This window comes from Tepidimonas ignava (assembly GCF_004342625.1).
Classification (GTDB): Bacteria; Pseudomonadota; Gammaproteobacteria; order Burkholderiales; family Burkholderiaceae_C; genus Tepidimonas; species Tepidimonas ignava.
Genome location: NZ_SMAH01000012.1, coordinates 19,491 through 42,331, shown reverse-complemented (window position 1 = coordinate 42,331; position 22,841 = coordinate 19,491). Strand labels below are relative to the sequence as shown.

21 protein-coding genes are annotated in these 22,841 nt (G+C 69.3%); 17 read left to right on the top strand and 4 right to left on the bottom strand.

Annotated features, from left to right (window positions below; all coding sequences use genetic code 11):
- Positions 1-49: 49 nt before the first annotated feature.
- The 4 genes from EDC36_RS09780 to EDC36_RS09765 are packed head-to-tail and all read left to right on the top strand — an operon-like array spanning position 50 to position 4,117.
- Positions 50-703 carry a DUF3305 domain-containing protein gene (locus EDC36_RS09780; protein WP_260680217.1) on the top strand — a complete coding sequence of 218 codons (654 nt, stop codon included), beginning with the start codon at positions 50-52 and terminating at the stop codon, positions 701-703.
- The gene (locus EDC36_RS09775; RefSeq protein WP_132963074.1) at positions 700-1,374 is read left to right on the top strand and encodes a DUF3306 domain-containing protein; all 675 of its coding nucleotides are present in this window, start codon (positions 700-702) and stop codon (positions 1,372-1,374) included. The genes EDC36_RS09780 and EDC36_RS09775 overlap by 4 nt, the downstream gene beginning before the upstream one ends.
- On the top strand, positions 1,371-3,479 hold the full coding sequence (locus EDC36_RS09770; protein WP_132963073.1) for a 4Fe-4S dicluster domain-containing protein: 2,109 nt from the start codon (positions 1,371-1,373) through the stop codon (positions 3,477-3,479). Before EDC36_RS09775 ends, EDC36_RS09770 begins: the two co-directional genes overlap by 4 nt.
- A gap of 8 nt (positions 3,480-3,487) precedes the next feature.
- Complete coding sequence (locus EDC36_RS09765) at positions 3,488-4,117, top strand: TorD/DmsD family molecular chaperone (RefSeq protein WP_132963072.1); 630 nt, start codon at positions 3,488-3,490, stop codon at positions 4,115-4,117.
- Position 4,118: 1 nt separating this feature from the next.
- Here the strand turns inward: EDC36_RS09765 and EDC36_RS09760 are convergent, their stop codons facing one another.
- Together EDC36_RS09760 and EDC36_RS09755 are read right to left on the bottom strand one after the other, a co-directional pair.
- Positions 4,119-6,149 (bottom strand): sensor histidine kinase, encoded by a 2,031-nt coding sequence (locus tag EDC36_RS09760; protein WP_132963071.1) that lies wholly within the window; start codon positions 6,147-6,149, stop codon positions 4,119-4,121.
- Entirely contained in the window at positions 6,146-7,549 is a 1,404-nt protein-coding gene (locus EDC36_RS09755; protein WP_132963070.1) for a sigma-54-dependent transcriptional regulator, read from the bottom strand. Before EDC36_RS09755 ends, EDC36_RS09760 begins: the two co-directional genes overlap by 4 nt.
- Positions 7,550-7,930: 381 nt before the next feature.
- Here EDC36_RS09755 and EDC36_RS09750 point away from each other — a divergent pair, with 381 nt between their 5' ends.
- The 9 genes from EDC36_RS09750 to EDC36_RS09710 are packed head-to-tail and all read left to right on the top strand — an operon-like array spanning position 7,931 to position 17,661.
- Positions 7,931-8,146: a formate dehydrogenase gene (locus tag EDC36_RS09750; protein WP_132963069.1), complete on the top strand. Its 216-nt coding sequence runs from the start codon at positions 7,931-7,933 to the stop codon at positions 8,144-8,146.
- A 26-nt stretch (positions 8,147-8,172) separates the two neighbouring features.
- The gene (locus EDC36_RS09745; RefSeq protein WP_132963068.1) at positions 8,173-11,142 is read left to right on the top strand and encodes a molybdopterin-dependent oxidoreductase; all 2,970 of its coding nucleotides are present in this window, start codon (positions 8,173-8,175) and stop codon (positions 11,140-11,142) included.
- 10 nt (positions 11,143-11,152) lie between these two features.
- Positions 11,153-11,755, top strand: a complete 603-nt coding sequence (fdh3B, locus tag EDC36_RS09740) for a formate dehydrogenase FDH3 subunit beta (RefSeq protein ID WP_132963067.1) — start codon at positions 11,153-11,155, stop codon at positions 11,753-11,755.
- A 4-nt stretch (positions 11,756-11,759) separates the two neighbouring features.
- Positions 11,760-12,008 (top strand): hypothetical protein, encoded by a 249-nt coding sequence (locus EDC36_RS09735; RefSeq protein WP_132963066.1) that lies wholly within the window; start codon positions 11,760-11,762, stop codon positions 12,006-12,008.
- Positions 12,009-12,027: 19 nt separating this feature from the next.
- The gene (locus EDC36_RS09730) at positions 12,028-13,179 is read left to right on the top strand and encodes a formate dehydrogenase subunit gamma (protein WP_132963065.1); all 1,152 of its coding nucleotides are present in this window, start codon (positions 12,028-12,030) and stop codon (positions 13,177-13,179) included.
- Between the two features lie 35 nt (positions 13,180-13,214).
- Positions 13,215-13,535: a hypothetical protein gene (locus EDC36_RS09725; protein WP_132963064.1), complete on the top strand. Its 321-nt coding sequence runs from the start codon at positions 13,215-13,217 to the stop codon at positions 13,533-13,535.
- Positions 13,536-13,559: 24 nt separating this feature from the next.
- Positions 13,560-14,435, top strand: a complete 876-nt coding sequence (locus EDC36_RS09720) for a formate dehydrogenase accessory sulfurtransferase FdhD (protein ID WP_132963063.1) — start codon at positions 13,560-13,562, stop codon at positions 14,433-14,435.
- A 14-nt stretch (positions 14,436-14,449) separates the two neighbouring features.
- Complete coding sequence (gene upp, locus EDC36_RS09715) at positions 14,450-15,079, top strand: uracil phosphoribosyltransferase (RefSeq protein WP_390616588.1); 630 nt, start codon at positions 14,450-14,452, stop codon at positions 15,077-15,079.
- 23 nt (positions 15,080-15,102) lie between these two features.
- Positions 15,103-17,661: an ABC transporter permease gene (locus EDC36_RS09710; protein WP_243646551.1), complete on the top strand. Its 2,559-nt coding sequence runs from the start codon at positions 15,103-15,105 to the stop codon at positions 17,659-17,661.
- Positions 17,662-17,684: 23 nt separating this feature from the next.
- Here the strand turns inward: EDC36_RS09710 and EDC36_RS09705 are convergent, their stop codons facing one another.
- Both EDC36_RS09705 and radC read right to left on the bottom strand, forming a co-directional pair.
- Positions 17,685-18,347, bottom strand: a complete 663-nt coding sequence (locus EDC36_RS09705) for a Smr/MutS family protein (RefSeq protein ID WP_243646550.1) — start codon at positions 18,345-18,347, stop codon at positions 17,685-17,687.
- A 52-nt stretch (positions 18,348-18,399) separates the two neighbouring features.
- Complete coding sequence (radC, locus tag EDC36_RS09700; RefSeq protein WP_132963060.1) at positions 18,400-19,068, bottom strand: RadC family protein; 669 nt, start codon at positions 19,066-19,068, stop codon at positions 18,400-18,402.
- Positions 19,069-19,104: 36 nt separating this feature from the next.
- Here radC and EDC36_RS09695 point away from each other — a divergent pair, with 36 nt between their 5' ends.
- The 4 genes from EDC36_RS09695 (at position 19,105) to EDC36_RS09680 (ending at position 22,838) form a co-directional block, all read left to right on the top strand.
- A complete protein-coding gene (locus EDC36_RS09695; protein WP_185971186.1) occupies positions 19,105-19,590 on the top strand; it encodes an FKBP-type peptidyl-prolyl cis-trans isomerase in 486 nt (161 codons plus the stop codon).
- 1 nt (position 19,591) lies between these two features.
- Positions 19,592-20,527 carry a 4-hydroxy-3-methylbut-2-enyl diphosphate reductase gene (gene ispH / locus EDC36_RS09690; protein ID WP_132963059.1) on the top strand — a complete coding sequence of 312 codons (936 nt, stop codon included), beginning with the start codon at positions 19,592-19,594 and terminating at the stop codon, positions 20,525-20,527.
- 82 nt (positions 20,528-20,609) lie between these two features.
- A complete protein-coding gene (gene csm6 / locus EDC36_RS09685) occupies positions 20,610-21,764 on the top strand; it encodes a CRISPR-associated ring nuclease Csm6 (protein WP_207895072.1) in 1,155 nt (384 codons plus the stop codon).
- A 6-nt stretch (positions 21,765-21,770) separates the two neighbouring features.
- Positions 21,771-22,838, top strand: a complete 1,068-nt coding sequence (locus tag EDC36_RS09680) for an RAMP superfamily CRISPR-associated protein (protein ID WP_132963058.1) — start codon at positions 21,771-21,773, stop codon at positions 22,836-22,838.
- Positions 22,839-22,841 lie beyond the last annotated feature (3 nt).

Below are 22,841 nucleotides of genomic sequence, written 5' to 3'. Positions count from 1 at the left end.
TCGCCAAGGTTGGTGCCCGGCCACGCGCCGATGCGCTACATTGCGCCCCGTGGAGACCAAGCCATTGTCGCAGGGGGTGCAGGCGCATCCCCACAACGTTGCGGACGGCCAGCCCCCCACGCTGCGCGTGGGGGTGGTGATGCGGCGCGAACCGGTCAGCGGCCCCATGGCGCGCTGGCAACCGTGGCGCTGGGCCCTGGCCGACGTGCAGGTGCTGCAGGCGCCGCCCGGCATCGCGTGCACCCCGTGGCCGGCCGAGTGGCAAACCGGGGCCGCCGTGCCGCTGGAGCCCGAAGCCGGCGCGGCCCCCGGGGTCCAGCATTGGGGCTACGCACCGTTGAACGTGGCGCTGCACCCGCAGGACGCCGAGGGCTACTTGCTCAACGTGACCGCGCCCGCGCCGTGTTTTTGGGTGCTGTGGCGTGAGCCCGAGACCGACGACGGGTTGGCGCAACCGCTGATCGTCACGCTGAGCTACCACGACGCCGGCCGCTGGCTCGACGCGCAGGAGCGTGTGGATCAGGTGGCCGCCCCGGTCGCGCTGGTGCGCTGGTTGGCCGACTACGCGCAGCGCCACCACCAGCCCGAGCCCAAGCGGCGGGCGCGTCCGGCCAGCTTCCGGCCGTTGACCGACCGCTTCGGCCAGCCCGCGCGCATCAGCACCGGCACGCCGCGCGGCGCTGCAGGAGGGGGCGCAGGATGACGCCGACGGACGAGAGCTTTTGGTCGCGGTGGTCGCGCCGCAAGGCGCAGGCGCGCCAGGGTCGTGCCGAGCCTGCCCACGCCGATCCGGCGCCGCCCGCGCCCGCCGCGGTGCCCAGCCGTGTGGCTGCGCCCGACGCCGGGCCCGAGCCACGTCCGATGGCCGTCCCCGGGGCAGCGTTGGACGCGCCCCTCGACACCGCCCCCCCGGCCACACCACCAACCCCGGCGCCGCCGCCTCCACCGACGCTGGAGGACGTGCAGCGGCTCACGCCGCAGTCGGACTTCCGGCCCTTCGTGCGGCCCGAGGTGGCGCCGGAGGTGCGCAACGCCGCGCTGCGCAAGCTGTTCGCCGACCCGCACTTCAACCAGATGGATGGGCTCGACGTTTACATCGACGACTACAGCCGGCCCGACCCGCTGCCGCTGGCGCTGGCCAAACGCATGGTGGCGGCGCAGGTGATGGGTCTGTTCACCGAGCCTGCGCAAGCCACCCCAACCGCCCCTGCCGCGGCGCCAGCCGCTGCGCAGCCGCCCCAGTCACCCCAGCCGCTGCAGCCCCAGGCGGCGCGGCCCGAGGTGGCTGCGGCGCAGCCGTGGCCGCCCGGTGACCCCGCCGCGGAGCGGGGCGCGGCCGGCGATGAGCCCACCACCCAAGCCGATCACCCATGACCGTCCTTGCCTGTACCTGCAACCGCACCCAACCGATCGACGCGCAGGCCCTGCAGGCTGCGCTGCGCACCCCGGTGGTGCTGCACCATGCCCTGTGTCGGCGCGAAGCGGCGAGCTTTCAACGCGCGGCGCGCCACGGCGATGAGTTGATCGTTGCCTGCACCCAAGAGCAGCGTTTGTTCACGGAATTGGCCGCCGCCACCGAAGGGGTGCCGCCGCCGGACGTGCGGCCGATCCGCTTCGTCAACGTGCGCGAGACCGGCGGCTGGTCGCGCGACGCGCAGCGCGCCACGCCCAAGATGGCTGCGTTGCTGGCCGCCGCGCGCCTGCCCGAACCTGAACCGGTGCCGACCGTGCGCTACACCAGCCAGGGTCGGCTGTTGATCGTGGGGCCGCTGGAGCAGGCGGCGGCGCTGGCCGACCGCTTGAGCGACGTGTGGCAGGTGACCCTGTTGGGCACAGGGGGGGCGCTGCCGCAGGCGCACCAACACCCCGTGCTGGCCGGGCGGGTGCACGCGTTGCGGGGTTGGCTGGGCGACTTCACGCTGCAATGGGTGGACGACAACCCCATCGCGCTGGACCTGTGCACGCGCTGCAACGCGTGCGTGCAGGCTTGCCCCGAAGGCGCCATCGGCTTGGACTACCAGGTGGACTTGAACGTGTGCCGCGCCCACCGTGATTGCGTGCGTGTGTGCGAGGCCCCCGGCGCCATCGACTTCACCCGCAGCCCCGAGGTGCAGCAGGCCACGTTCGACGCCGTGCTGGACCTGCGGTCCGAGCCGGCGTTCACGCAGCACGCGTTGCCCCAGGGGTACGTGCACCTGCCGCCCACGTTGGACGCCGAGCAGCGGTTGCAGCGTCTGTGGGCGTTGCGTGACCTGGTGGGCACGTTCGACAAGCCCAAATTTTTCCGCTACCAGCCGCGGCTGTGTGCGCACGCCCGCAACGAGCGCGTCGGCTGCCAGGCGTGTGTGGACGTCTGCTCGGCCAGCGCCATCCGCAGCGACGCGCAGCACAACCGCATCGTCGTCGAGCCGCACCTGTGCGTGGGCTGTGGGGCCTGCAGCACGGTGTGCCCCAGCGGGGCGCTCACCTTCGCCTACCCCGACGCGGCCTACCAGGGCCGCGCGATCAAAACCCTGTTGGACACCTACCGTGCCGCCGGGGGACGCGACGCGGTGCTGCTGCTGCACAGCCAAGGTGCCGGCCAGCGCCTGGTGCAGGACTGGGGCCGCGCGGCCCGGCTGGACGCTGCGCTGCATGGGGTGCCCGCCCGCGTCATTCCGTGGGCGCTGTGGCACACGGCCAGCACGGGGCTGGAGCTGTGGCTCAGCGCCATCGCCTACGGCGCCAGCCAGGTGGTGCTGTTGCTCACCGACGAAGAAGCCCCTCAGTACCGCGACGCGCTGCAAGCGCAACTGGCGCAGGCCCAGGCGGTGCTGAGCGGCCTAGGTTACAGCGGGCAGCACATGCACCTTGTCCAGGCGCGCGACGCGCGTGACCTGGCCGCGCTCGACGCCACCATCCGCACGCTGCCGCCCGCCCAAGGCGTGGCGGTGGCGGCCACGTACGCGGTGCTGGCGGACAAGCGCGCCACGCTGGAGCTGGCGCTGCAGCACCTGATCGACCACGCTCCAGCGCGACCCGCCGATGACACGATTGCGCTGCCCAGCGAGGGCGCGGCGCTGGGCACGGTGCAGGTGGACCCCGAGCGCTGCACGCTGTGCATGAGCTGCGTGGGCGCCTGCCCCGCCGGCGCGCTGCAAGACAATCCCGCGGCGCCGCAACTGCGCTTCATCGAAAAAAATTGCGTGCAGTGTGGCCTGTGCGTGCGCACGTGTCCTGAGCAGGCGGTGGTCCTGCAGCCGCGCTTGTGGCTGCACACGCAGCGGCGCGAGCCGCGCGTGCTGCACGAGCAGCCGCCGTTTCACTGCATCCGCTGTGGCAAACCGTTTGGCACCCTCAAAGGGGTGGAGACGATGCTGGCGCGGCTGGCCGCGCACCCGATGTTTCAAGGGGCGGCGGCCGAGCGGCTCAAAATGTGCGGCGACTGCCGGGTCATCGACATCCACACCCACGCCGACGTGCGCATCACCGACCTGTGAGCACCGCCATGGCCGAACAACCGTTGCCCATGCCCACCCGGGCCGACTTCGACGAAGAACTGGCCCGCGCCGACACCTACGGCCTGCTGGCGGCGTTGCTGTACGCCCCCCCGCCCGAGGCGCTGCTGGCCCAACTGCGGCTGGCGGTGACCGAGCCCCCCGGCGCGGCGCAAGCGTACCTGCAGCCCGCCTGGCAAGCCCTGGTGGGGCAGGCGCGCACCCTCACCACCGCGCAGGTGCATGACGAGTACGACACCCTGTTTGGCGGCGTGGGCCGGCCCGAGGTGTACCTGTACGCGTCGCACTACCTGAGCGGGTTTTTGCACGACCAGCCGCTGGCGGCGCTGCGCGCCGAACTGACCGAGCTGGGGTTGACGCGGGCCGACGGCGTGGCCGAATCGGAAGACCACATCGCCTACCTGTGCGAGGTGATGCGCTACCTGATCGCCGGCGACGATGCGGCCATCTGCAACCTGGCGCGCCAGCAGGCGTTTTTCGCGCGCCATCTGCACCCCTGGGTGCCGGCGCTGTGCGACGCCGTGCAGCAGCACCCGGCGGCGCGGTTCTACGCCGCCGTAGCGGGTTGGCTGCGCGCCTTCATCGACATCGAAGCGCAAGCGTTCGAGATGGCCGGTTAGGTCAGCCCGACGCCGCGCCGGGCGCCGGCTCGCGCGGCTCGCTGTACAGCCGGACACGGAACACCGCGCCCGGGCGGCCATCGGCGCGTGCGTCGGCTTCCAGCCGCGCGCCGTAGCGCTCCAGCAGCCCTTGGCTGACCCACAGCCCCAGGCCGTTGCCGTTGGCTTTGGTGGTGAAAAACGGCGTGAACAGCCGTGCCCGCACCTCGGCGCTCAAGCCCGGCCCTTGATCCCGCACCTCCAGCCACGCCCCCACCACACGGTCGTCCTCGATCCAATCGCCGCTGTCCAGCTCCACCACACCGCCCGGGGGCGACGCTTGCACCGCGTTGACCACCAGGTTGATGATGACCTGCTGCAACTCTTGCCGGTTGCACGCCACCGGCGCCGTGGCGCGGTCGTGGCGTTGCAGCGTGATGCCGTGCTGCTGCACCAGCCGCTCGACCAGCACCAGGCAATCGGTGACCACCTCTGGCAGCGCCAGCGGCTCCACGTAGCCCGCGAACTCGGTCGGGCGCGCGTGTTGCAGCAGCCGCGTCACGATCAGGCGAATGCGCTCGATTTGCGCGTCGATCAGCCGCAGCTCGGCCTGCACCGGTGCGGCTGCCGGGCCCAGGGTGTCGCGCAGCAGGTCCAGGTTGCCCTGAATGACCGCGACGGGGTTGTTGAGCTCGTGCGCCACGCCGGCGGCCAGTTGCCCGATGGTGGCCAGCCGCTCGCTTTTGACCAGCTGTTGCTGCGCCTGCCGCAGCGCGGCGTTGGACTGTTGCAGCTCGCGCGTGCGCTCGGCGACCTTGCGGTCCAGCGTCTCGCCCCAGGCGCGCAGGCGCGCGGTTTGTTCGGCCACCGTATCCAGCAGCCGGTCCAGGTGCCGGGCCAGCTCGCCCAGCTCGTCGTGTTGGGGCAATGGGCCCACGCGCGCGTTCGCGTCGCCGTCTTCAACGCGGCGCATCGTCGCGTGCATGCGCTCCACCGGTTGCACCAACGCGCGCGCCCAGCGCAGCGACCACGCCACGGTGCCGGCCATGACCAGCGCCAACAGGGCCGCGGTGCCCACCAGCACCCCCAACCGCACCCAACGCAGTGGCGCTTCCAAAAAACCCACGTACAGCATCCCAATGCGCTGCCCGGCGCTGTCCAGCAGGGGTTCGTAGGCGCTCACGTACCAGTCGTTGACGACGAAGGCGCGGTCCAGCCACGTGCGTCCCTGGCCCAGCACCGCGTCGCGCACCGCCTGCGACACCCGTGTGCCGATGGCACGCTGCTGCTCAAACAAGCGTACGTTGGTGCTGATGCGCACGTCGTCCAAAAACAGCGTCGCGGTGCCCTGGCTGCCAAACGGCAGCGCACCGGGCGGGTAGACGATGCGGTTGATGTGGTCGATGAAGTCCAGGTTGCCGTTGAGCAGCAGCCCGCCGTGCAGCACCCAGCCACGCAACGCGGCGTCGGGGGGCAGCGCGACGCTGGCCAGCATCAACATGGCGCGCCGCTCATGGGTACGGGTGGTGGGGGCGGCGTTGCGCGTCGGCACCAGCGCGATGTCGAGCCGGGGCAGCAGGTGCGGCGCGTGGGCCGCCACCTGCGCCGGCTCCCACACCACCAGCCGCGCGCTGCTGCCGCTGCTTTGCGCGGGCGGGCTGTCGGGATCGTGCGGCGGGCGCAACACCAGAAAATCCAGCCCCAGGCGTTGGCGCTCGTGCTCCAGCCAATCCTGCACCGCCGCGGGCACCTGCGCGGGCGGGCGCGGCGCGACGTTGCCTGTCTGCAAGCGCAGGTGCAGCGCGTGCGATTCGGCCACGCTGCGCGTGCCACTGCCCACCTCCAGCAACACCTGCTCGAAGTAGCCGCGCGCCACCGCCAAGTCGGCACGCACCTTGGTGCGCAGCAGCTGGTCGTAGGCGTAGCTGGTCCACAGCGACAGCGCCAGCAGCAGCAACGGCAGCGCCAGCGCCAGCGGCGCCAAGGCCAGCACCAGCACCTTGGCGCGCACCGAGCGGCCCAGCCATGCCCGCCAAGGCCGCAGCAGGCTCATCGCGCTGTTCCGTCTTGTGCGGCCCACTCGGCGGCGCGACGCTCCAGCGTGCGCCGCGAGACCCCCAGCAACTGCGCGGCGCGCGTTTTGTCGCCGCCCACCGCATCGAGCACCGCTTGGATGTGGCGCCGCTGCAGCGTTTCGAGGTCCAGCGGTTGTCCCGGTGGGCTGGTGGGGCGCTCGCGCAGCGGTGGGTACAGCGCCGACACGTTGACCTCGCCCAGGATCAAGCTGCGCTCGACCCAATTGCGCAGCTCGCGCACGTTGCCCGGCCAGTGGTACTGCTGCAGCAGCGCCATCGCGTCGGCGTCGACCTGCAGCGGCGCCACGCCCAGCGCTGGGGCCAGCGTGGCCACGAAATGCTCCACCAGCGCCGGGATGTCCTCGCGCCGCTGGCGCAACGGTGGCAGCTCAATGTCCACCACCCGCAGCCGAAAGTACAAATCCTCCCGAAAGCGCCCGGCGGCCACCTCGTCGGCCAGCGGCCGGTTGGTGGCGGCGATCACCCGCACGTCCACCGGCACCGTTTGTTGACTGCCCACCGGGCGGATGTACAGCTCTTCCAACACCCGCAGCAGGCTGGCTTGCACGGCCGGGGGCAGGTCGGCCACCTCGTCCAAAAACAACGTGCCACCCTGGGCGTACACGAACAAGCCGTCGTGCGCCCCGTGCGGTCCGCGCGCGTGACCAAACAGCTCGCGCGCCAACAACTCCGGCGCCAGCGTGCCGCATTGCACGGCCACAAACGGCCCCGCCGCGCGCGGGCTGGCGGCGTGCAGCGCGCGCGCCACCAGCTCCTTGCCGGTGCCCGACTCACCTTGCAGCAGCACCGTGCTGGGGGTGGGCGCGACGCGGGCGATCGCGGCGCGCAGCCGCTCGGTGGCGGCCGCCACCCCAATCAGCGGTGTGCCCTCGGCGCGCGACGGGCGCGCGTGGCGGCGCAGCACGTAGTTTTCGCGGCGCAGCCGCGCGCGCTCGTGGCACTGCCGCACGGCGTTGAGGATTTGCGGCACCCGAAAGGGCTTGAGGATGAAGTCCGACGCGCCGGCGCGCAGCGCTTCGATGGCCGTGTCCAGCGACGCAAACGCCGTGATCAAAATCACTTCGCCCCCATAGCCCTGTTCGCGCAGCGTGTGCAGCCACTGCACCCCGCTGACCCCTGGCAAGGCAATGTCCAGGATGACCAGGTCGAAGCGCTGCGCGCGCATCCACTGCTCGCCTTCCTCGGCGCTGGCCGCGGCGGCCACGAAGCGGCAGCGCGGCGCCAGCGTTTTGACCAAAAAGTTGCGCATGCCCGGCTCGTCGTCAACGACCAGGATCGCGCCTTCGGGCCAGCGGCCCTCGACCAGACCGGAGGCGGAGCCGGCCTCCTGCGTGGGGGGAATGGCCTCGTGAACCATGGCCCCATCATTGTAAAAAACCAAGTGATTTGGTGGGGCATTGTCGCGTTGGCGACACGGCAGGTACCCGTGGCGTCCGCGACAACTTGTCGCATGCCGCGCGACAAGGTGCCGCCTGGGCGTGGGGCAGGCGGCGGCATGCTGGCGCACGGCGGGGTGTCGCGTTCGGTGTTGCGCCGCAGCACCCATCATCGCATCAGCATGCGGCGATGGTACATGCTTTGCTTGCGTGAGGGGGTGGTACGCGCCTGCGAACGCCGGGCGCGGACGCGTGGCGATGGTGCGTCGCGCGGGGGGCTGGTCAACGCTTGGGCCTGGCGGTAACGTAATGGTTACCAACGTTCGAGCCACACCGTCTGCCAGTCCTCCGAGGAAACGCGTATGAAGCACGAATCGACCCCCGCACAACCCGGCCGGCGGCGCTGGTTTGCCGCCGCTGGCGCGGTCGGCGCCGCGGCTGCAGCCGCCACGGTGTTGCCGCGTGCGCCGATGCCGGCGGCCGACGCCGCCGCCCAACCCGCACCGCCTCCGCGCCGTGGGGGCGGCTACCAGTTGAGCGCCCACGTCCAGCGCTACTACGACACCACCCGCGTTTGAACCCGCACCGTCCAGGAGAACCGGCCATGCTGCTGAAGCGCACTTCGGACCGCCGCGCCGCCCAAGCGGCCGGCGACGGCGTGTTGATCGATCGCTTGCGCCACGGGTTGGCGCGCGCGCTGCCCACCGTCGACCGGCGCGCCTTTTTGCGCCGCAGCGGGTTGGGGTTGGGCGTGGGGCTGGCCGCCACGCAGCTCACGCTGGTGCAGCGTGCCAAGGCCGCCGAGGGCAAGCCGGCGCCCACCGGCCAAGGCAAGGTCGAGGTCAAGCGCACCGTCTGCACCCACTGCTCGGTGGGCTGCGCCATCGACGCCGTGGTCGAAAACGGCGTCTGGGTACGGCAAGAGCCGGTGTTCGACTCGCCCATCAACCTGGGTGCGCACTGCGCCAAAGGGGCGTCGATCCGCGAGCACGGGCACGGCGAGTACCGGTTGCGCTACCCCATGAAGCTGGTCAACGGCAAGTACCAGCGCATCAGCTGGGAGCAGGCGCTCGATGAGATCGCCGCCAAGATGAAGCAGCTGCGCGATGAAAGCGGTCCCGACGCGCTGTACTTCATCGGCTCGTCCAAGCACAGCAACGAACAAGCCTACCTGCTGCGCAAATTCGTCAGCTTCTGGGGCACCAACAACTGCGACCACCAGGCGCGCATCTGCCACTCGACCACGGTGGCTGGGGTGGCCAACACCTGGGGCTATGGCGCGATGACCAACTCGTACAACGACATGCAAAACAGCAAGGTCGCGCTGTACATTGGCTCCAACGCCGCCGAGGCCCACCCGGTGTCGATGCTGCACATGCTGCACGCCAAGGAGCTGGGCTGCAAGATGATCGTGGTCGACCCGCGCTTCACGCGCACCGCGGCCAAGGCCGACGAGTACGTGCGCATCCGCTCCGGCACCGACATCCCGTTCCTGTTCGGCGTGCTGTACCACATCTTCAAAAACGGCTGGGAAGACAAGCAGTACATCCACGACCGCGTCTACGGCATGGACAAGGTGCGCGAGGAGGTGCTGGCCAAATGGACGCCCGACAAGGTCGAGGAGGCCTGCGGTGTCAAAGAGGAGCAGGTCTTCAAAGTGGCCAAGATGTTGCACGAAAACCGCCCCGGCACCATCGTGTGGTGCATGGGGCAGACGCAGCACACCATCGGCAACGCGATGGTGCGCGCCTCGTGCATCCTGCAGCTGGCGCTGGGCAACATCGGCGTGTCCGGTGGCGGGGCCAACATCTTCCGTGGTCACGACAACGTGCAGGGCGCCACCGACGTCGGCCCCAACCCGGACTCGCTGCCGGGGTATTACGGCTTGGCCGCGGGCGCGTGGAAGCACTTCGCCACCGTGTGGGGCGTGGACTATGAGTGGATCAAGTCCCGCTACGCCGAGGGCATGATGGAAAAACCCGGCATCACGGTGTCGCGCTGGATCGACGGCGTGCTGGAGAAAAACGAACTCATCGACCAGGGGCCCAACCTGCGCGGGGTGTTTTTCTGGGGCCACGCGCCCAACTCGCAGACCCGTGGCCTGGAGATGAAAAAGGCCATGGACAAGCTGGACCTGCTGGTGGTCATCGACCCGTACCCGTCGGCCACCGCGGCGATGGCGGCGATGCCGGGCAAGCCCGAAGACCTCAACCCCAACCGCGCGGTGTACCTGCTGCCCGCGGCCACGCAGTTCGAGACCAGCGGCTCGTGCACGGCGTCCAACCGGTCGATCCAGTGGCGCGAAAAGGTCATCGAGCCGCTGTGGGACAGCCGCACCGACCACATGATCATGTACCAGTTGGCGCAGCGGCTGGGCTTCGCCAACGAGCTGTGCAAAAACTACAAGATGCAAAAGGTCAAGGGCATGGACGAACCCGTGCCCGAGGACATCCTGCGCGAGATCAACCGTGGCGTGTGGACCATCGGTTACACCGGCCAAAGCCCCGAGCGCATCAAGGCGCACATGCGCAACATGCACGCCTTCGATGTCAAGACGCTCAAATGTAAGGGCAAGGTGGTCGACAAGGAAACCGGCTACGACCTCACCGGTGACTACTTCGGCTTGCCCTGGCCGTGCTACGGCACGCCCGAGCTCAAGCACCCGGGCTCACCCAACCTGTACGACACCTCCAAGCACGTCATGGAGGGCGGCGGCAACTTCCGCGCCAACTTTGGCGTCGAGCGCGACGGCGTGAGCTTGCTGGCCGAAGACGGCTCGCACTCCAAGGGGGCCGACATCACCACCGGCTACCCCGAGCTGGACCACATCCTGCTCAAAAAACTCGGCTGGTGGGACGAGCTCACCGAGGAAGAAAAGAAAGCCGCCGAGGGCAAGAACTGGAAGACCGACCTGTCGGGCGGCATGATCCGCGTGTTCATGAAGAACCACGGCTGCCACCCGTTCGGCAACGCCAAAGCGCGCGCCGTGGTGTGGAACTTCCCCGACCCGATTCCGCAGCACCGCGAGCCGATCTACGGCAACCGGCCGGACCTGATTGCCAAGTACCCCACGCACGACGACCAGAAGAACCGCTGGCGCCTGCCCATTCTGTACAAGACGCTGCAGCAAAAGAACGTCGAGGACAACCTGCACGAAAAATTCCCGCTCGTGATGACCTCCGGGCGGCTGGTCGAGTACGAAGGCGGCGGGGAGGAGACCCGCTCCAACCCCTGGCTGGCCGAGCTGCAGCAGGAGATGTTTGTCGAAATCCACCCGGCCGCGGCGGCGCAGCGCGGCATCCGCAACGGCGACCGCGTCTGGGTGACCACGCCCACGGGCGCGCGCATCAACGTGCAGGCCCTGGTCACCCCGCGCGTGGCCGAAGACCATGTCTTTTTGCCCTTCCACTTTTCGGGCCGCTGGCAGGGGCAAGACATGCTGGCGTACTACCCGCAAGGCGCCGCGCCCGTGGTGCGTGGCGAAGCGGTCAACACCGCCACCACCTACGGCTACGACATCGTGACCATGATGCAAGAGACCAAGACCACGATCTGCAACGTGGAACGCGCCTGAGGAGCAGACCATGGCCCGCATGAAATTCATCTGTGATGCCGAGCGTTGCATCGAGTGCAATGGCTGCGTGACCGCGTGCAAAAACGAGCACGAGGTCCCCTGGGGCGTCAACCGCCGCCGCGTCGTGACGATCAACGACGGTGTGCCCGGCGAGCGCTCGATTTCGGTGGCGTGCATGCACTGCTCCGACGCGCCGTGCATGGCGGTGTGCCCCGTGCAGTGCTTTTACCGCACCGAAGAGGGCGTGGTGCTGCACGACAAGGACATCTGCATCGGCTGCGGTTACTGCAGCTACGCGTGCCCGTTTGGCGCACCGCAGTTTCCTGGCCAGGGCACGTTTGGCGTGCGCGGCAAGATGGACAAATGCACCTTCTGTGCCGGCGGTCCCGAGCCCAACGGCAGCCAGGCCGAGTTCGAAAAATACGGCCGCAACCGCCTGGCCGAGGGCAAGCTGCCCGCCTGTGCCGAAATGTGCTCGACCAAGGCGCTGCTGGCCGGCGACGGTGACGTCATCGCCGACATCTTCCGTACCCGCGTGATCCAGCGCGGCAAAGGTGCCGAGGTCTGGGGCTGGGGCACGGCGTACGGCACACAAGCCAAAGCGGGGGCCTGACACCATGCGCCGCACCCTCGCCATCCTTTCGATGACCGCCGCGGCCGCGTGGCTGCTTGCAGCGTGCGGTGAGCGGCCGCAGACCGCCAGCGGCAGCAAAGCCGACGCCGCCCCCTACAGTGGCACGACGGCGCCCGCCTACGCCGCGGCCCAGTGGCCGGCGGGCGACCGCAACGCCTGGGCGCAGCAGTTGCGCGCACGCGCCCAATACGGGCAAAACGAGTACAGCCGCCCCAGCGGCACCCACCCCTGAACACCGTGGAGGGCAGGCCATGAACGCAAGGTCCATCGCCGCATCGCGCGGCCGCTGGCGCGGTGCGCTGGCCGCCGTGGCGCTGATGTTGGCGGCCAACGCCGGCGCCCAGCAAGCCCCGGCCGCCACGCCCGAGGCGGCACCCAAGGCGCCCGTGTTGGTCGACGCCGCCCAGCAGCCGGGTTACGCCACCCAAAGCAACGCCGAGCGCCAGCGCGTGCAGCCCGGCAACAACGCGCCCGTGTGGCGCCAGGTCGGCCAAGGGGTGGAGGGGACGGTCAACTTCCCGTACCGGGAGTACGGTGTGCTGATCCAGCCCACCGTCAGTTACCCCGGCGCAGCCACCACCAACGCCGGCGAGGCATGGCGGCAGGTGCGCAACCGCGTGATCATCCCCTACGGCGGTTCGCTGGTGCTGATTGCCTTGCTGGCGGTGGCCATCTTCTACTTCACCAAGGGGCCACTCAAGCTGCACGCGCCGCCAACCGGGCGGCGCATCGAGCGCTTCACCCCGCTGGAGCGCGCTGCCCACTGGGCCAACGCCGCGGCGTTCGTGGTGCTGGCGGTCTCGGGCCTGGTGATGGCGTTTGGGCAGTACATCCTGCGCCCCATCATCGGCGCCACGCTGTTCGGGTGGCTCACCTACGCGCTGAAAAACCTGCACAACTTCGTCGGGCCGCTGTTCGTGGTGTCGCTGCTGATCGTCATCGTCACCTTCGTGCGCGACAACCTGCCGCGGCGCGAGGACTGGGCCTGGCTGGTGCGCTTCGGCGGCCTGCTGGGCGACCAGGAGATGCCCTCGCACCGCTTCAACGCGGGTGAAAAGGTGGTGTTCTGGCTGGGTGTGTTCGTGCTGGGCCTGGTGGTGGTGGGCTCGGGCCTGGTGCTGGACAAGCTGCTGCCCGGCATCGAGTACCTGCGCGCCCAGATGCAGGTGGCGCACATGATCCACGCCAGCGCCGCGTTGGTGATGATCGCGCTGTTCATCGGCCACATCTACATGGGCACGGTCGGCACCGAAGGCGCCTACGCCGCGATGAAAACCGGCTACGTCGACGAAACCTGGGCACGCGAGCACCACGCCCTGTGGTACCAAGACATTCAAGCCGGCAAGATCCCCGCGCAGCGCAGCGCGCCCGCCGAGGGTTCGCCGAGCCCCGCGCGCGCCTGAACACATCGCCCACGGATGTCAGGAGAGATCGCACCATGAAACTGCGCACCCCCCTCGTCACCAGCGTGATGTTGGCCATGGTGGCCGGCGCGGCGTGGGCCAAGTTGCCCACCCCGCCGTTGACCGACGAGCAAAAAGCGGCGGCCGAACTGGCCAAAGCCAAGGCCGCGCACCAGGCCAAGGTCGACGCCTACCAAACCTGCATGGCCGCCCAACGCGCCGCCGACCACTACTTCAAGACCCACCCCCAGGCGGCCCGGCCAAGCAACGCACCGGCGTGCACCGACCCAGGCCCGTTTGCGGCGCCGGGCGCCGCGCCTGCGCCCGCCGCGGCGGGTGCACCCAAAAAGTCCTGACCGCCCACCGCGGGGTGACCCACCATGTGGTTGCACGAACCCACGGCCTTCGGTACGGCGCTGGCGCCAGCCGGCTGCCCGCCCAGGTTGTCGCAGGCCGCAGCGCCGCTGACGCGCGCGGTGGAGGTGATCAACGAGTTTGGTGAGCGCCGCACCATGCACATCCCGGCCGAGCGTGGCCTGACGGTGTACGTGGACAAGCGCGAGCTGGTCACGCTGATGACGCTGGGGGCGCACCCCGAGTGGCTGGTGCTGGGCTACCTGCGCAACCAGCGCCTGCTGGACGGCCCCGAGCAGGTGGAGTCGATCACGGTGGATTGGGACGTGGGCGCCGCCGCCGTGCGCACCCGCGGTGGGGTGGCTGATTGGGCCGAGCGCACCGCGCAGCGTATCGTCACCACCGGCTGCGGGCAGGGCAGCATGTTCGGCAGCCTGATGGAGCAATTGGCCAGCGTGCGCGTGCAGGCGGCCGAGCCGCTGCGTCAGTCGCAGCTCTACGCCATCTTGCGCACGGTGCGCGAACAGGATTCGGTCTACAAACAGGCGGGCTCGGTGCACGGCTGCGCCCTGTTCCGCGGCGAGGAGCTGCTGCTGTTCGTCGAGGACGTGGGGCGTCACAACGCCGTCGACACCATCGCCGGCTGGACGTGGCTGCAGGGCGAGCAGGTTCTTCGCGGCGACGACAAGGTCTTTTACACCACCGGTCGGCTGACCAGCGAGATGATCATCAAGGCCGCCCAGATGGGCATTCCCGTCGTCGTGTCGCGCAGCGGCATCACCCAAATGGGGCTGGAGGTGGCGCAGCAGGTCGGCGTGTGCGCCATCGGCCGCGCCACCCACACGCGCTTTCTGTGCTACACGCACCCGCACAGGCTCGTGTGGGATACTCCGCTTTCATGAACGCTTCCCCATCGCTGCGACAAGTCCACGTCATCGACCATCCGCTGGTGCAGCACAAGCTGACGCTGATGCGGCGCAAAGACACCAGCACCAAGACCTTCCGCCAACTGATCCACGAGCTCAGCGCGCTGCTGGCCTACGAGGTCACGCGCGACATGCCGATGCAGGAGGTCGAGATCGAAACCCCGCTGGAAAAGACCACCGGCCGCGTCATCGACGGCAAAAAGACCGTGCTGGCCTCCATCCTGCGCGCCGGCAACGGCTTTCTGGACGGCATGCTCGAGGTGCTGCCCAGCGCGCGCGTCGGGCACATCGGCCTGTACCGCGATCCGGCCACGCTCAAGCCGGTCGAGTACTACTTCAAAATGCCCTCCGGCATGGACGAGCGTGACGTCATCGTGCTGGACCCGATGTTGGCCACCGGCAACTCCGCGGTGGCCGCGGTGGATCTGCTCAAACGGCTGCAGCCGCGCTCGATTCGCTTCGTGTGTCTGGTGGCCTGCCCGGAGGGCATCGCCAACTTCCACGCCCACCATCCGGACGTGCCCATCTACACCCCGGCGGTGGACCGGGGCCTGAACGAGCACGGCTACATCGTGCCGGGCTTGGGCGACGCGGGTGACCGCATCTTCGGAACCAAGTAGCCGGCGCTGCGATCCCACCGCGTGTGACCGCCGTCCCTGCCACCCCCCTTGCGTTGGCGCGCGCGCCCTCGGCGTGGGCGCTGGGCGTGCGGGCGCTGTGGCGTGATGCGCGCGCCGGCGAGCTGACCGTGCTGGCGTTGGCCATCGTGTTGGCGGTGGCGGCCTTGGCGGCGGTGGGCTTTTTCGCCGACCGTCTGCAAGCCGGCCTGCAGCGCGACGCGCGCCAGTTGCTGGGCGGCGACCTGGTGCTGCGCAGCGACCATGCGCTGGCGCCCGAGTACACCGCGCAGGCCCAGGCCTCGGGCTTGCGTGTGACCGAACACTGGACCTTCCCCACGATGGCGCGCGCCGACGCCGCCCAAGGCGGCGAGGTGCGGCTCGTGTCGCTTAAGGCGGTGCAGCCTGGCTACCCACTGCGGGGCGAGCTGCGCACCAGCACCGACCCGGCCGACCCCGACGGTCAACCCGCCGGTGCGATCCCCTCGCCGCAGGAGGCGTGGGTCGACGCCGGCTTGCTGGACGTGCTGGGTCTGCGCCTGGGTGACGCCCTGTGGTTGGGCGAGCGCTCGTTCACCGTCACCCGGGTCATCACCTACGAGCCCGACCGCGGCGCCGGGTTTCTGACGTTCGCGCCGCGCGTGCTCATCAATGCCGCCGCGTTGCCTGACACGGGGCTGGTGCAGCCGGCCAGCCGCATCCAGTACCGGCTGGTGGTGGCGGGTGACGACGCCGCCGTGCGCCGCTACCGCGCGTGGCTCGAACAGCGCCTGCGCGAGGGTGGCGAACGTGGCACCCAGCTCGAAAGCCTGGAAGGTGGCCGTCCCGAGCTGCAACAAACGTTGCAGCGCGCCGAGCAGTTTTTACGCCTGGTGGCGCTGCTGGCCGCGTTGCTGGCGGCGGTGGCGGTGGCGGTGGCCTCACGCCATTACGCCCAGCGTCACTTGGACGACTGCGCGCTGCTGCGCGTGTTGGGGTTGGCGCGGCGCACGGTGGCGCGTGCGTACACCGTGGCCTTCGGGCTGGCGGGCCTGGCCGCGGCGCTGCTGGGGGTTGCGCTGGGCTGGGTGGTGCATTTTGCCTTTGCCTGGTGGTTGGGCGGCCTGCTGCAGGTGACGCTGCCACCGCCGGGGTGGGCGCCGGTGGGTTTGGGGCTGGGCGTGGGCATGGCGTTGATGGCCACCTTTGGGTTGCCGCCGGTGTTGCAACTGGCCCGCGTGCCGCCGTTGCGTGTGTTGCGCCGCGACGTCGGCCCTGCGCGGCCGGCCACGCTGGCGCTGGTGGCGATCGGCGCCGCGGGCCTGGGCGCGTTGTTGATGCTGGCGGCCCGGGACCTGCGGCTGGGCGTCATTGCCGTGGGGGGGCTGGCGGCGGCGTTGGCGGTGTTCGCCGCCGCGGGCTGGTTGGTGTTGCGGCTGTTGCGCATGGCGTTGCGCCGTGGCGGGCCGCCGTGGTGGGTGCTGGCCACCCGCCAACTCACCGCCCGCCCGGGCCTGACGGTGCTGCAGGTGGCCGCGTTGGCCGCGGGGCTGATGGCCTTGCTGCTGTTGGTGTTGCTGCGCACCGACCTGATTGACAGCTGGCGCGCTGCCACGCCACCGGATGCCCCCAACCGCTTTGTCATCAACATCCAGCCCGACCAGGCGCAGGATTTCCAGCGGCACCTGCACAACGCGGGCGTCACCCGCTACGACTGGTACCCGATGGTGCGTGGGCGGCTGGTGGCCATCAACGGTCGCCCTGTGCGGCCCGAGGACTTCGAGGGCGCGCGCGCCCAGCGGTTGGTGGAGCGCGAGTTCAACCTGTCGTACAGCGCCGAGCGGCCGCCCCACAACCCGATCGCCGCCGGCCGCTGGCAAGCCGAAGAAGCGGGGGCCCTGAGTGTCGAGACCGGCTTGGCCGAGGAGCTGGGCTTGGCTTTGGGTGACCGCTTGGCCTTCGACATCGCCGGTCAGGTGCACGAAGCCCGCATCACCAGCCTGCGACGGGTGGATTGGGCGTCGATGCACGTCAATTTTTTCGTGCTGTTTCCGATGGCGGCGATGCCGCCGGAGGTGCCCTACACGCACATCGCGGCGTTTCGGGCCCCCGCGCAACCCGGGTTCGACCGGGCGCTGCTGGCGCGCTTCCCCAACGTGACCAGTGTCGACACCAGCGCCGCGGTGGCCCAGGTGCAGCGCCTCCTGGGGCAGGTGATCGCGGCGGTGGAGTTTTTATTCCTGTTCAGCCTGGCCACGGGTGCGGTCGTGCTGCTGGCCACGGTCGGCACCACCCGCGTCGAGCGCGAGCGCGATTACGCCGTGCTGCGTGCTCTGGGCGCACGTGCGGCCCTGTTGCGGCGCTTGCAGCGCACCGAATTGGCCGGGGTGGGGGCGTTGGCCGGAACGCTGGCCGCGCTGGCGGCGCTGGCCGTGGGGGCGGCGCTGGCGCAGTGGGTGTTTCGCTTTGCCTGGCAGCCGGCGTGGTGGCTGGCCCCGGCAGGGGCGCTGGTGGGCGCCAGCTTGGCCCTGGTTGCCGGGTGGTGGACGCTGCGCGGGGTGCTGCACACCCCGGTGGTGCAAACGCTGCGACAGGCCACGGATTGAGCCCGCCGGCGCAGCCGGGCGTTTCAGGCACGGCCGTGGCTGGCCGTGCGCAGCAGCACGATCAAGGCGCCAGCCCCACCGTCGGCGGGCCGAGCCTGCACAAAAGCCAACACCTCGCTTTTTTGCACCAGCCAACTGTGCACGCGGCCCTTGAGCACAGGCGTCTTGCCTGGTGAGCCCAACCCCTTGCCATGCACCACACGCACGCAGCGCAAACCCTGGCGGTGCGCCTCGCGGATGAACCCGCCCAGCCGTTCGCGGGCTTCGTCGGTGCGCAGGCCGTGCAGGTCCAGCTCGGCCTGGATGGCCCACTCGCCACGGCGCAGACGGCGCACCACGTCCGGCCCCAACCCGGGACGGCGAAAGCTCAGGTGTTCGTCGGTGTGCAGCAGGGTTTCGGCGTCGAAGGCATCGCTGAGCGCTTCGCGCATCACCGCACGCTCGTCGGCTTGACGCTGGCGCGGCAAGGGCAGCGGTGTCGGCCGCTCGGCGACGGCCCGCCCGTGGGGCCGCAGCGGTCGCACGGGTCCCACCGCGCGTTCGAACAGGGCGCGATCGCGGACCGCGCGCTCCTGGGCGGCGCGCTGGGCGGCGGCCAAGGCAGCCTGGGTGGCGGCCTGTTCGGCGGCGCGGCGCTGCATTTCCTGGCGCAGCCGCTTCAGATCGGCAAGGCTGTGCACTTTCATCGCGACACGCATGGTAGCGCGCCCCGCGCGGGGGCTGAGCCTTGGCGCGGGATCACACCAGGCCGCGCTGGGCCATCGAGGTGCAGCCCCCCTGCGTCACCACCAAATGGTCCAGCACACGGATATCCAGCAGCCCCAACGCCTGCCGCAAGCGCTGGGTCAGGGCCACATCCGCCGCCGACGGTTCGGCCGCCCCACTGGGGTGGTTGTGGGCCAGGATCACCGCCGCGGCGCCGTGGTGCAGGGCGCGCAGCGCTACCTCGCGTGGGTACACGCTGGTCTGGTCCAGCGTGCCCCGAAACAATTCCTCCAGCGCGATCAGCCGGTGCTGGTTGTCCAAAAACAGCACGGCAAACACCTCGTGCCCGCGGTCGGCCAGTTGCAGCCGCAGCACGTCGGCCACCGCCGAGGGCGAGTCCAGCACCGGCCGCTGGCGCAAGCCCTCCGCCAGGGCGCGGCGCGCCAGCTCGAACACCGCCAGCAGCTCGGCGCGTTTGGCCGGCCCCAATCCCTTGGTGCGCGCCAACTGCGCCGGCGTGGCCTGCAGCAGACCGCGCAGGCCACCGTGCTGCGCCAACAGCGCCTGGGCGAATTGCAGCACCGGCTGGCCACGCAGCCCGGTGCGCAGCAGCAGCGCCAGCAGCTCGGCATCGGCCAGCGCCTGGGGGCCGCGGGCCAACAGCTTTTCGCGCGGGCGTGCCTCGGGTGGCATGTCTCGCATCGTGGTTTCCTCCCCGGTCCGTACAATGCGCGCATTGTGAACCAAGCCGTCCACACCTCAGAGCCCGACACCGCGCCGGCGCGCGTGGCCCCAGATTCGTTCGTCACGCTGCACTACCGCCTGGCGGGTGCCGATGGCACCGTGCTGATCGACACCTTCGCGGCCCAGCCGGCCACGCTGTCGCTGGGCAGCGGCGAGCTGGCCCCAGCGCTGGAGCAATGCCTGCTGGGGTTGGCCGAGGGCGACGAGGCCACGTTCGAACTCCCCCCGGGGCAAGCGTTTGGCGCGCGCGACCCGGCCAAGGTGCAGTGGGTGGCGCAGCGCCTGCTGCAGCAGTTGGGCGCCCCGCCCGAGGGCTTTGCCGTGGGCGACGTCGTGCAGTTCCCCACCCCTGACGGGCAGGGCAGCTACGCCGGCACGGTGCGCGCGGTGCGCGACGACGGCGCGCTGTGCGTGGACTTCAACCACCCGCTGGCGGACCAGGCCGTGCGCTTGACCGTGCGCATCATCGGGGTGCTGTGAAATGGCTGCGGTGCAGGAAGTATGGCTGGCCGAGCCGCGTGGCTTTTGCGCCGGTGTGGACCGCGCCATCGACATCGTGGAGCGTGCGCTGGCCAAGTTTGGCGCTCCCGTGTATGTGCGGCACGAAATCGTGCACAACCGCCACGTTGTGGCGGACCTGCGTGCCCGTGGGGCGGTGTTCGTCGAGGATCTGGACGATGTCCCCCCGGGGGCGGTGCTCGTGTTCAGCGCGCACGGGGTCAGCCGGGCGGTGCAAGCCGAGGCGCAGCGCCGTGGCTTTCGCATTTTCGACGCCACCTGTCCTTTGGTCACCAAGGTGCACGTCGAAGTGGCCAAGCTGCGCCGCGAGGGGTACGAATTCTTTCTGATCGGCCACGCCGGCCACCCCGAGGTGGAAGGCACGATGGGCCAGGTGGACGGCGGCATTCACCTGATCGAAACCCTGCACGACGTGGCGCGCGTGCAGCCCAGCCAGACCGAGCGGCTGGCGGTGGTCACCCAGACCACGCTCAGCGTGGACGACACGGCCGAAATCCTGGCCGCGCTGCGGGCGCGTTTTCCGGCCCTGCGCGAACCCAAGCAGCAGGACATTTGTTACGCCACGCAAAACCGCCAAGACGCTGTCAAGGCGCTGGCACGGCAGGTGGACGTCGTCATCGTCGTGGGCAGCCCCAGCAGCTCCAACACCAACCGTCTGCGCGAACTGGCCGAGCGCCTGGGCGTGCGCACCTACATGGTGGACGACGCCAGCCAGTTGCGCGACGAGTGGTTGGCCGACGCCCCGCGCGTGGGCGTGACGGCGGGCGCTTCAGCACCCGAAGCGTTGGTGCAGGGCGTGGTGCAGCGCCTCAAAACCCTGGGCGCCACCGCCGTGCGGCGCATGACCGGCCCGGTCGAAACGATGCGTTTTCCGCTGCCCAAAGGCTTGAAAGTTTGACGCAAGGGCACGTTGCCCGCGTGTTGTTGGCCCGCAACGATAGCTTGCCCGGGGCCCGGGTGGTGCTGCACTTGACAAGCTTGTGAAACCACCCAATGTGGCTGGCCTTTGGTATGCTCGCCGCACAATGGGAGAGCAACAACACCGATCCGTATTGCTGGCCGTGACAGGGCTCAGTCCACAGGTGGTGACCGAAACCCTGTACGCGCTGGCGCAAGAAAAGAATCCAGACGCGATACCCAGGGAGGTTCATTTGATCACCACCGCCGAAGGGGCCGAGCGTGCCCGGCTGATGCTGCTGTCGGAATCGCCAGGGTGGTTTGAGCGGTTGCGCCGTGACTGGGCTTTGCCGCCCATCGCGTTCGACGAAACCCACATCCACGTGCTGCGCGACGGCAACGGTCAGCCGCTCAGAGACGTGCGGACGGCGCAAGACAACCGTGCTGCGGCTGACCAGATTGCCGATTGGGTACGTCGGTTGACCGAAGACGAGCACAGCACCTTGCACGTCAGCTTGGCGGGAGGGCGCAAAACCCTCGGTTTTTTTGCCGGGTATGCTCTCAGCTTGTGGGGGCGCTCTCAAGACCGGCTCAGCCATGTGCTGGTCAGCGAACCGTTTGAGTCCAGCTGGGAATTTTTTTACCCAACCCCCTACGAGCGTGTGATCTCGGTTGGACCCAACCGTGTCGCTGACTGCGCACAAGCGCAAGTTACCCTCGCGGATATTCCATTTGTGCGCATGCGCACGGGACTGCCTGCAAGCCTGTTGCAAGGCCAAGCCAGTTTTGCCCGCGCGGTCCAGGCTGCTCAGGGTCACATTGGTCCACCCTGTTTGGTGCTGAATTTGGCCCGTCGCACGGTGGTCGCGCACGGCCAAGAGGTTGTGTTGCCGCCTGCCGAACTTGCGTTCTTGGCGTGGTTCGCCCGCCGTTGCCAGCAACGCCTTGATCCCCTGCCGCGCCCTGCCGACGGTGTGCCCGAGCCGGCGTATGCGCATGCCTATTTGGCCGAATACCAGCGCATCGTCGGCACGATGGGCATGCACGACCGCGTTCGCAACCGTTTGGCCCAAGGTATGAGCCGCGCCGATTTCGACGAGCGCAAATCCCGCCTCAAAAACCTGTTGCAAAGCGCCCTGGGTGCAGCGGCCCAGCCCTACCTGGTCCAAGGCGTGGGGCGGCGTCCGCAACGCTTTGGCCTGTCCTTGCCGCCTGAAGCCATCCACTTCGCAACCTGAACCGCCATGCACACCATCCGCAAGCACCGCGTGCAGTTCAACACCCCCGCCTTCCTTGGCAACGCCGAGCAAAATGCCCAATGGCGCACGCCGCCGTTCAAGGCGCAACTGCGCCAGTGGTGGCGGGTGGCCTACGCGGCGGACCACAAGTTCAACGTCCAGTTGGCCGACATGCGGCGCGAGGAGGGGTTGCTGTTCGGGCATGCGTGGTTGGAGAACGACCGAGATGAAAAGGGGAATAAGGTGGCGGCACGCAGCAGCCAGGTGCGGCTGCGGCTGAGTCGGTGGGAGGAGGGTGGACTCAAGAAAAACCAATGGCCCCGACTTGCCAGCGTGCGTCATCCCGAAGTTCCACAGCAGGTGGCCAGTGATCTGTACCTCGGCTATGGGCCGGTGACGTTGCCGCGCGGTGCGCAGCAACCTACGCTGAAGTCCAACGCCGCTATCCAACCAGGAGAAGAAGCCGAGCTCCTGCTCGCTTACCCCGAAAGTGTCATCCAGCGCCTCGATCGTGCCCTGTGGCTCATGCACCAGTACGGCACGGCCGGCGGTCGCAGCCGCAACGGCTGGGGGTCCTATGAACTTGCCCCTGTGCCCATCGTAACAGAGCAGGGCACGAAGGCGCCGCTGCGCAACTGGCGTGAATGCCTCGCCCTCGATTGGCCGCATGCCATTGGCCAGGACGAACAAGGTGCGCTCATCTGGCAAACCACGCCGCACGATGACTGGAAGGTGCTGATGAAAACGCTGGCCATCATTAAGATCGGCCTACGGACGCATTTTCGGTTTGCCACCGGTGATGGCGCCTATCAGCCCGACGCTCGTCATTGGCTCAGCTATCCAGTGACCCGCCACTCCGTGCAGCCTTGGGGCAACAACGCTCGCTTGCCCAACCAACTGCGCTTCAAGGTGCGCAGGAACAGCGACGGCAAGCTCATCGGCGTGATCTTCCACATGCCGCACCTGCCACCGCCTGCTTTCAATCCCGATCGGCAAGCCATCGTAGCCGTGTGGACGCAGGTGCACCGCTTTCTGGACAACCCAGCACAACAACTCAAGCGGATTGCGGAGTGAGCG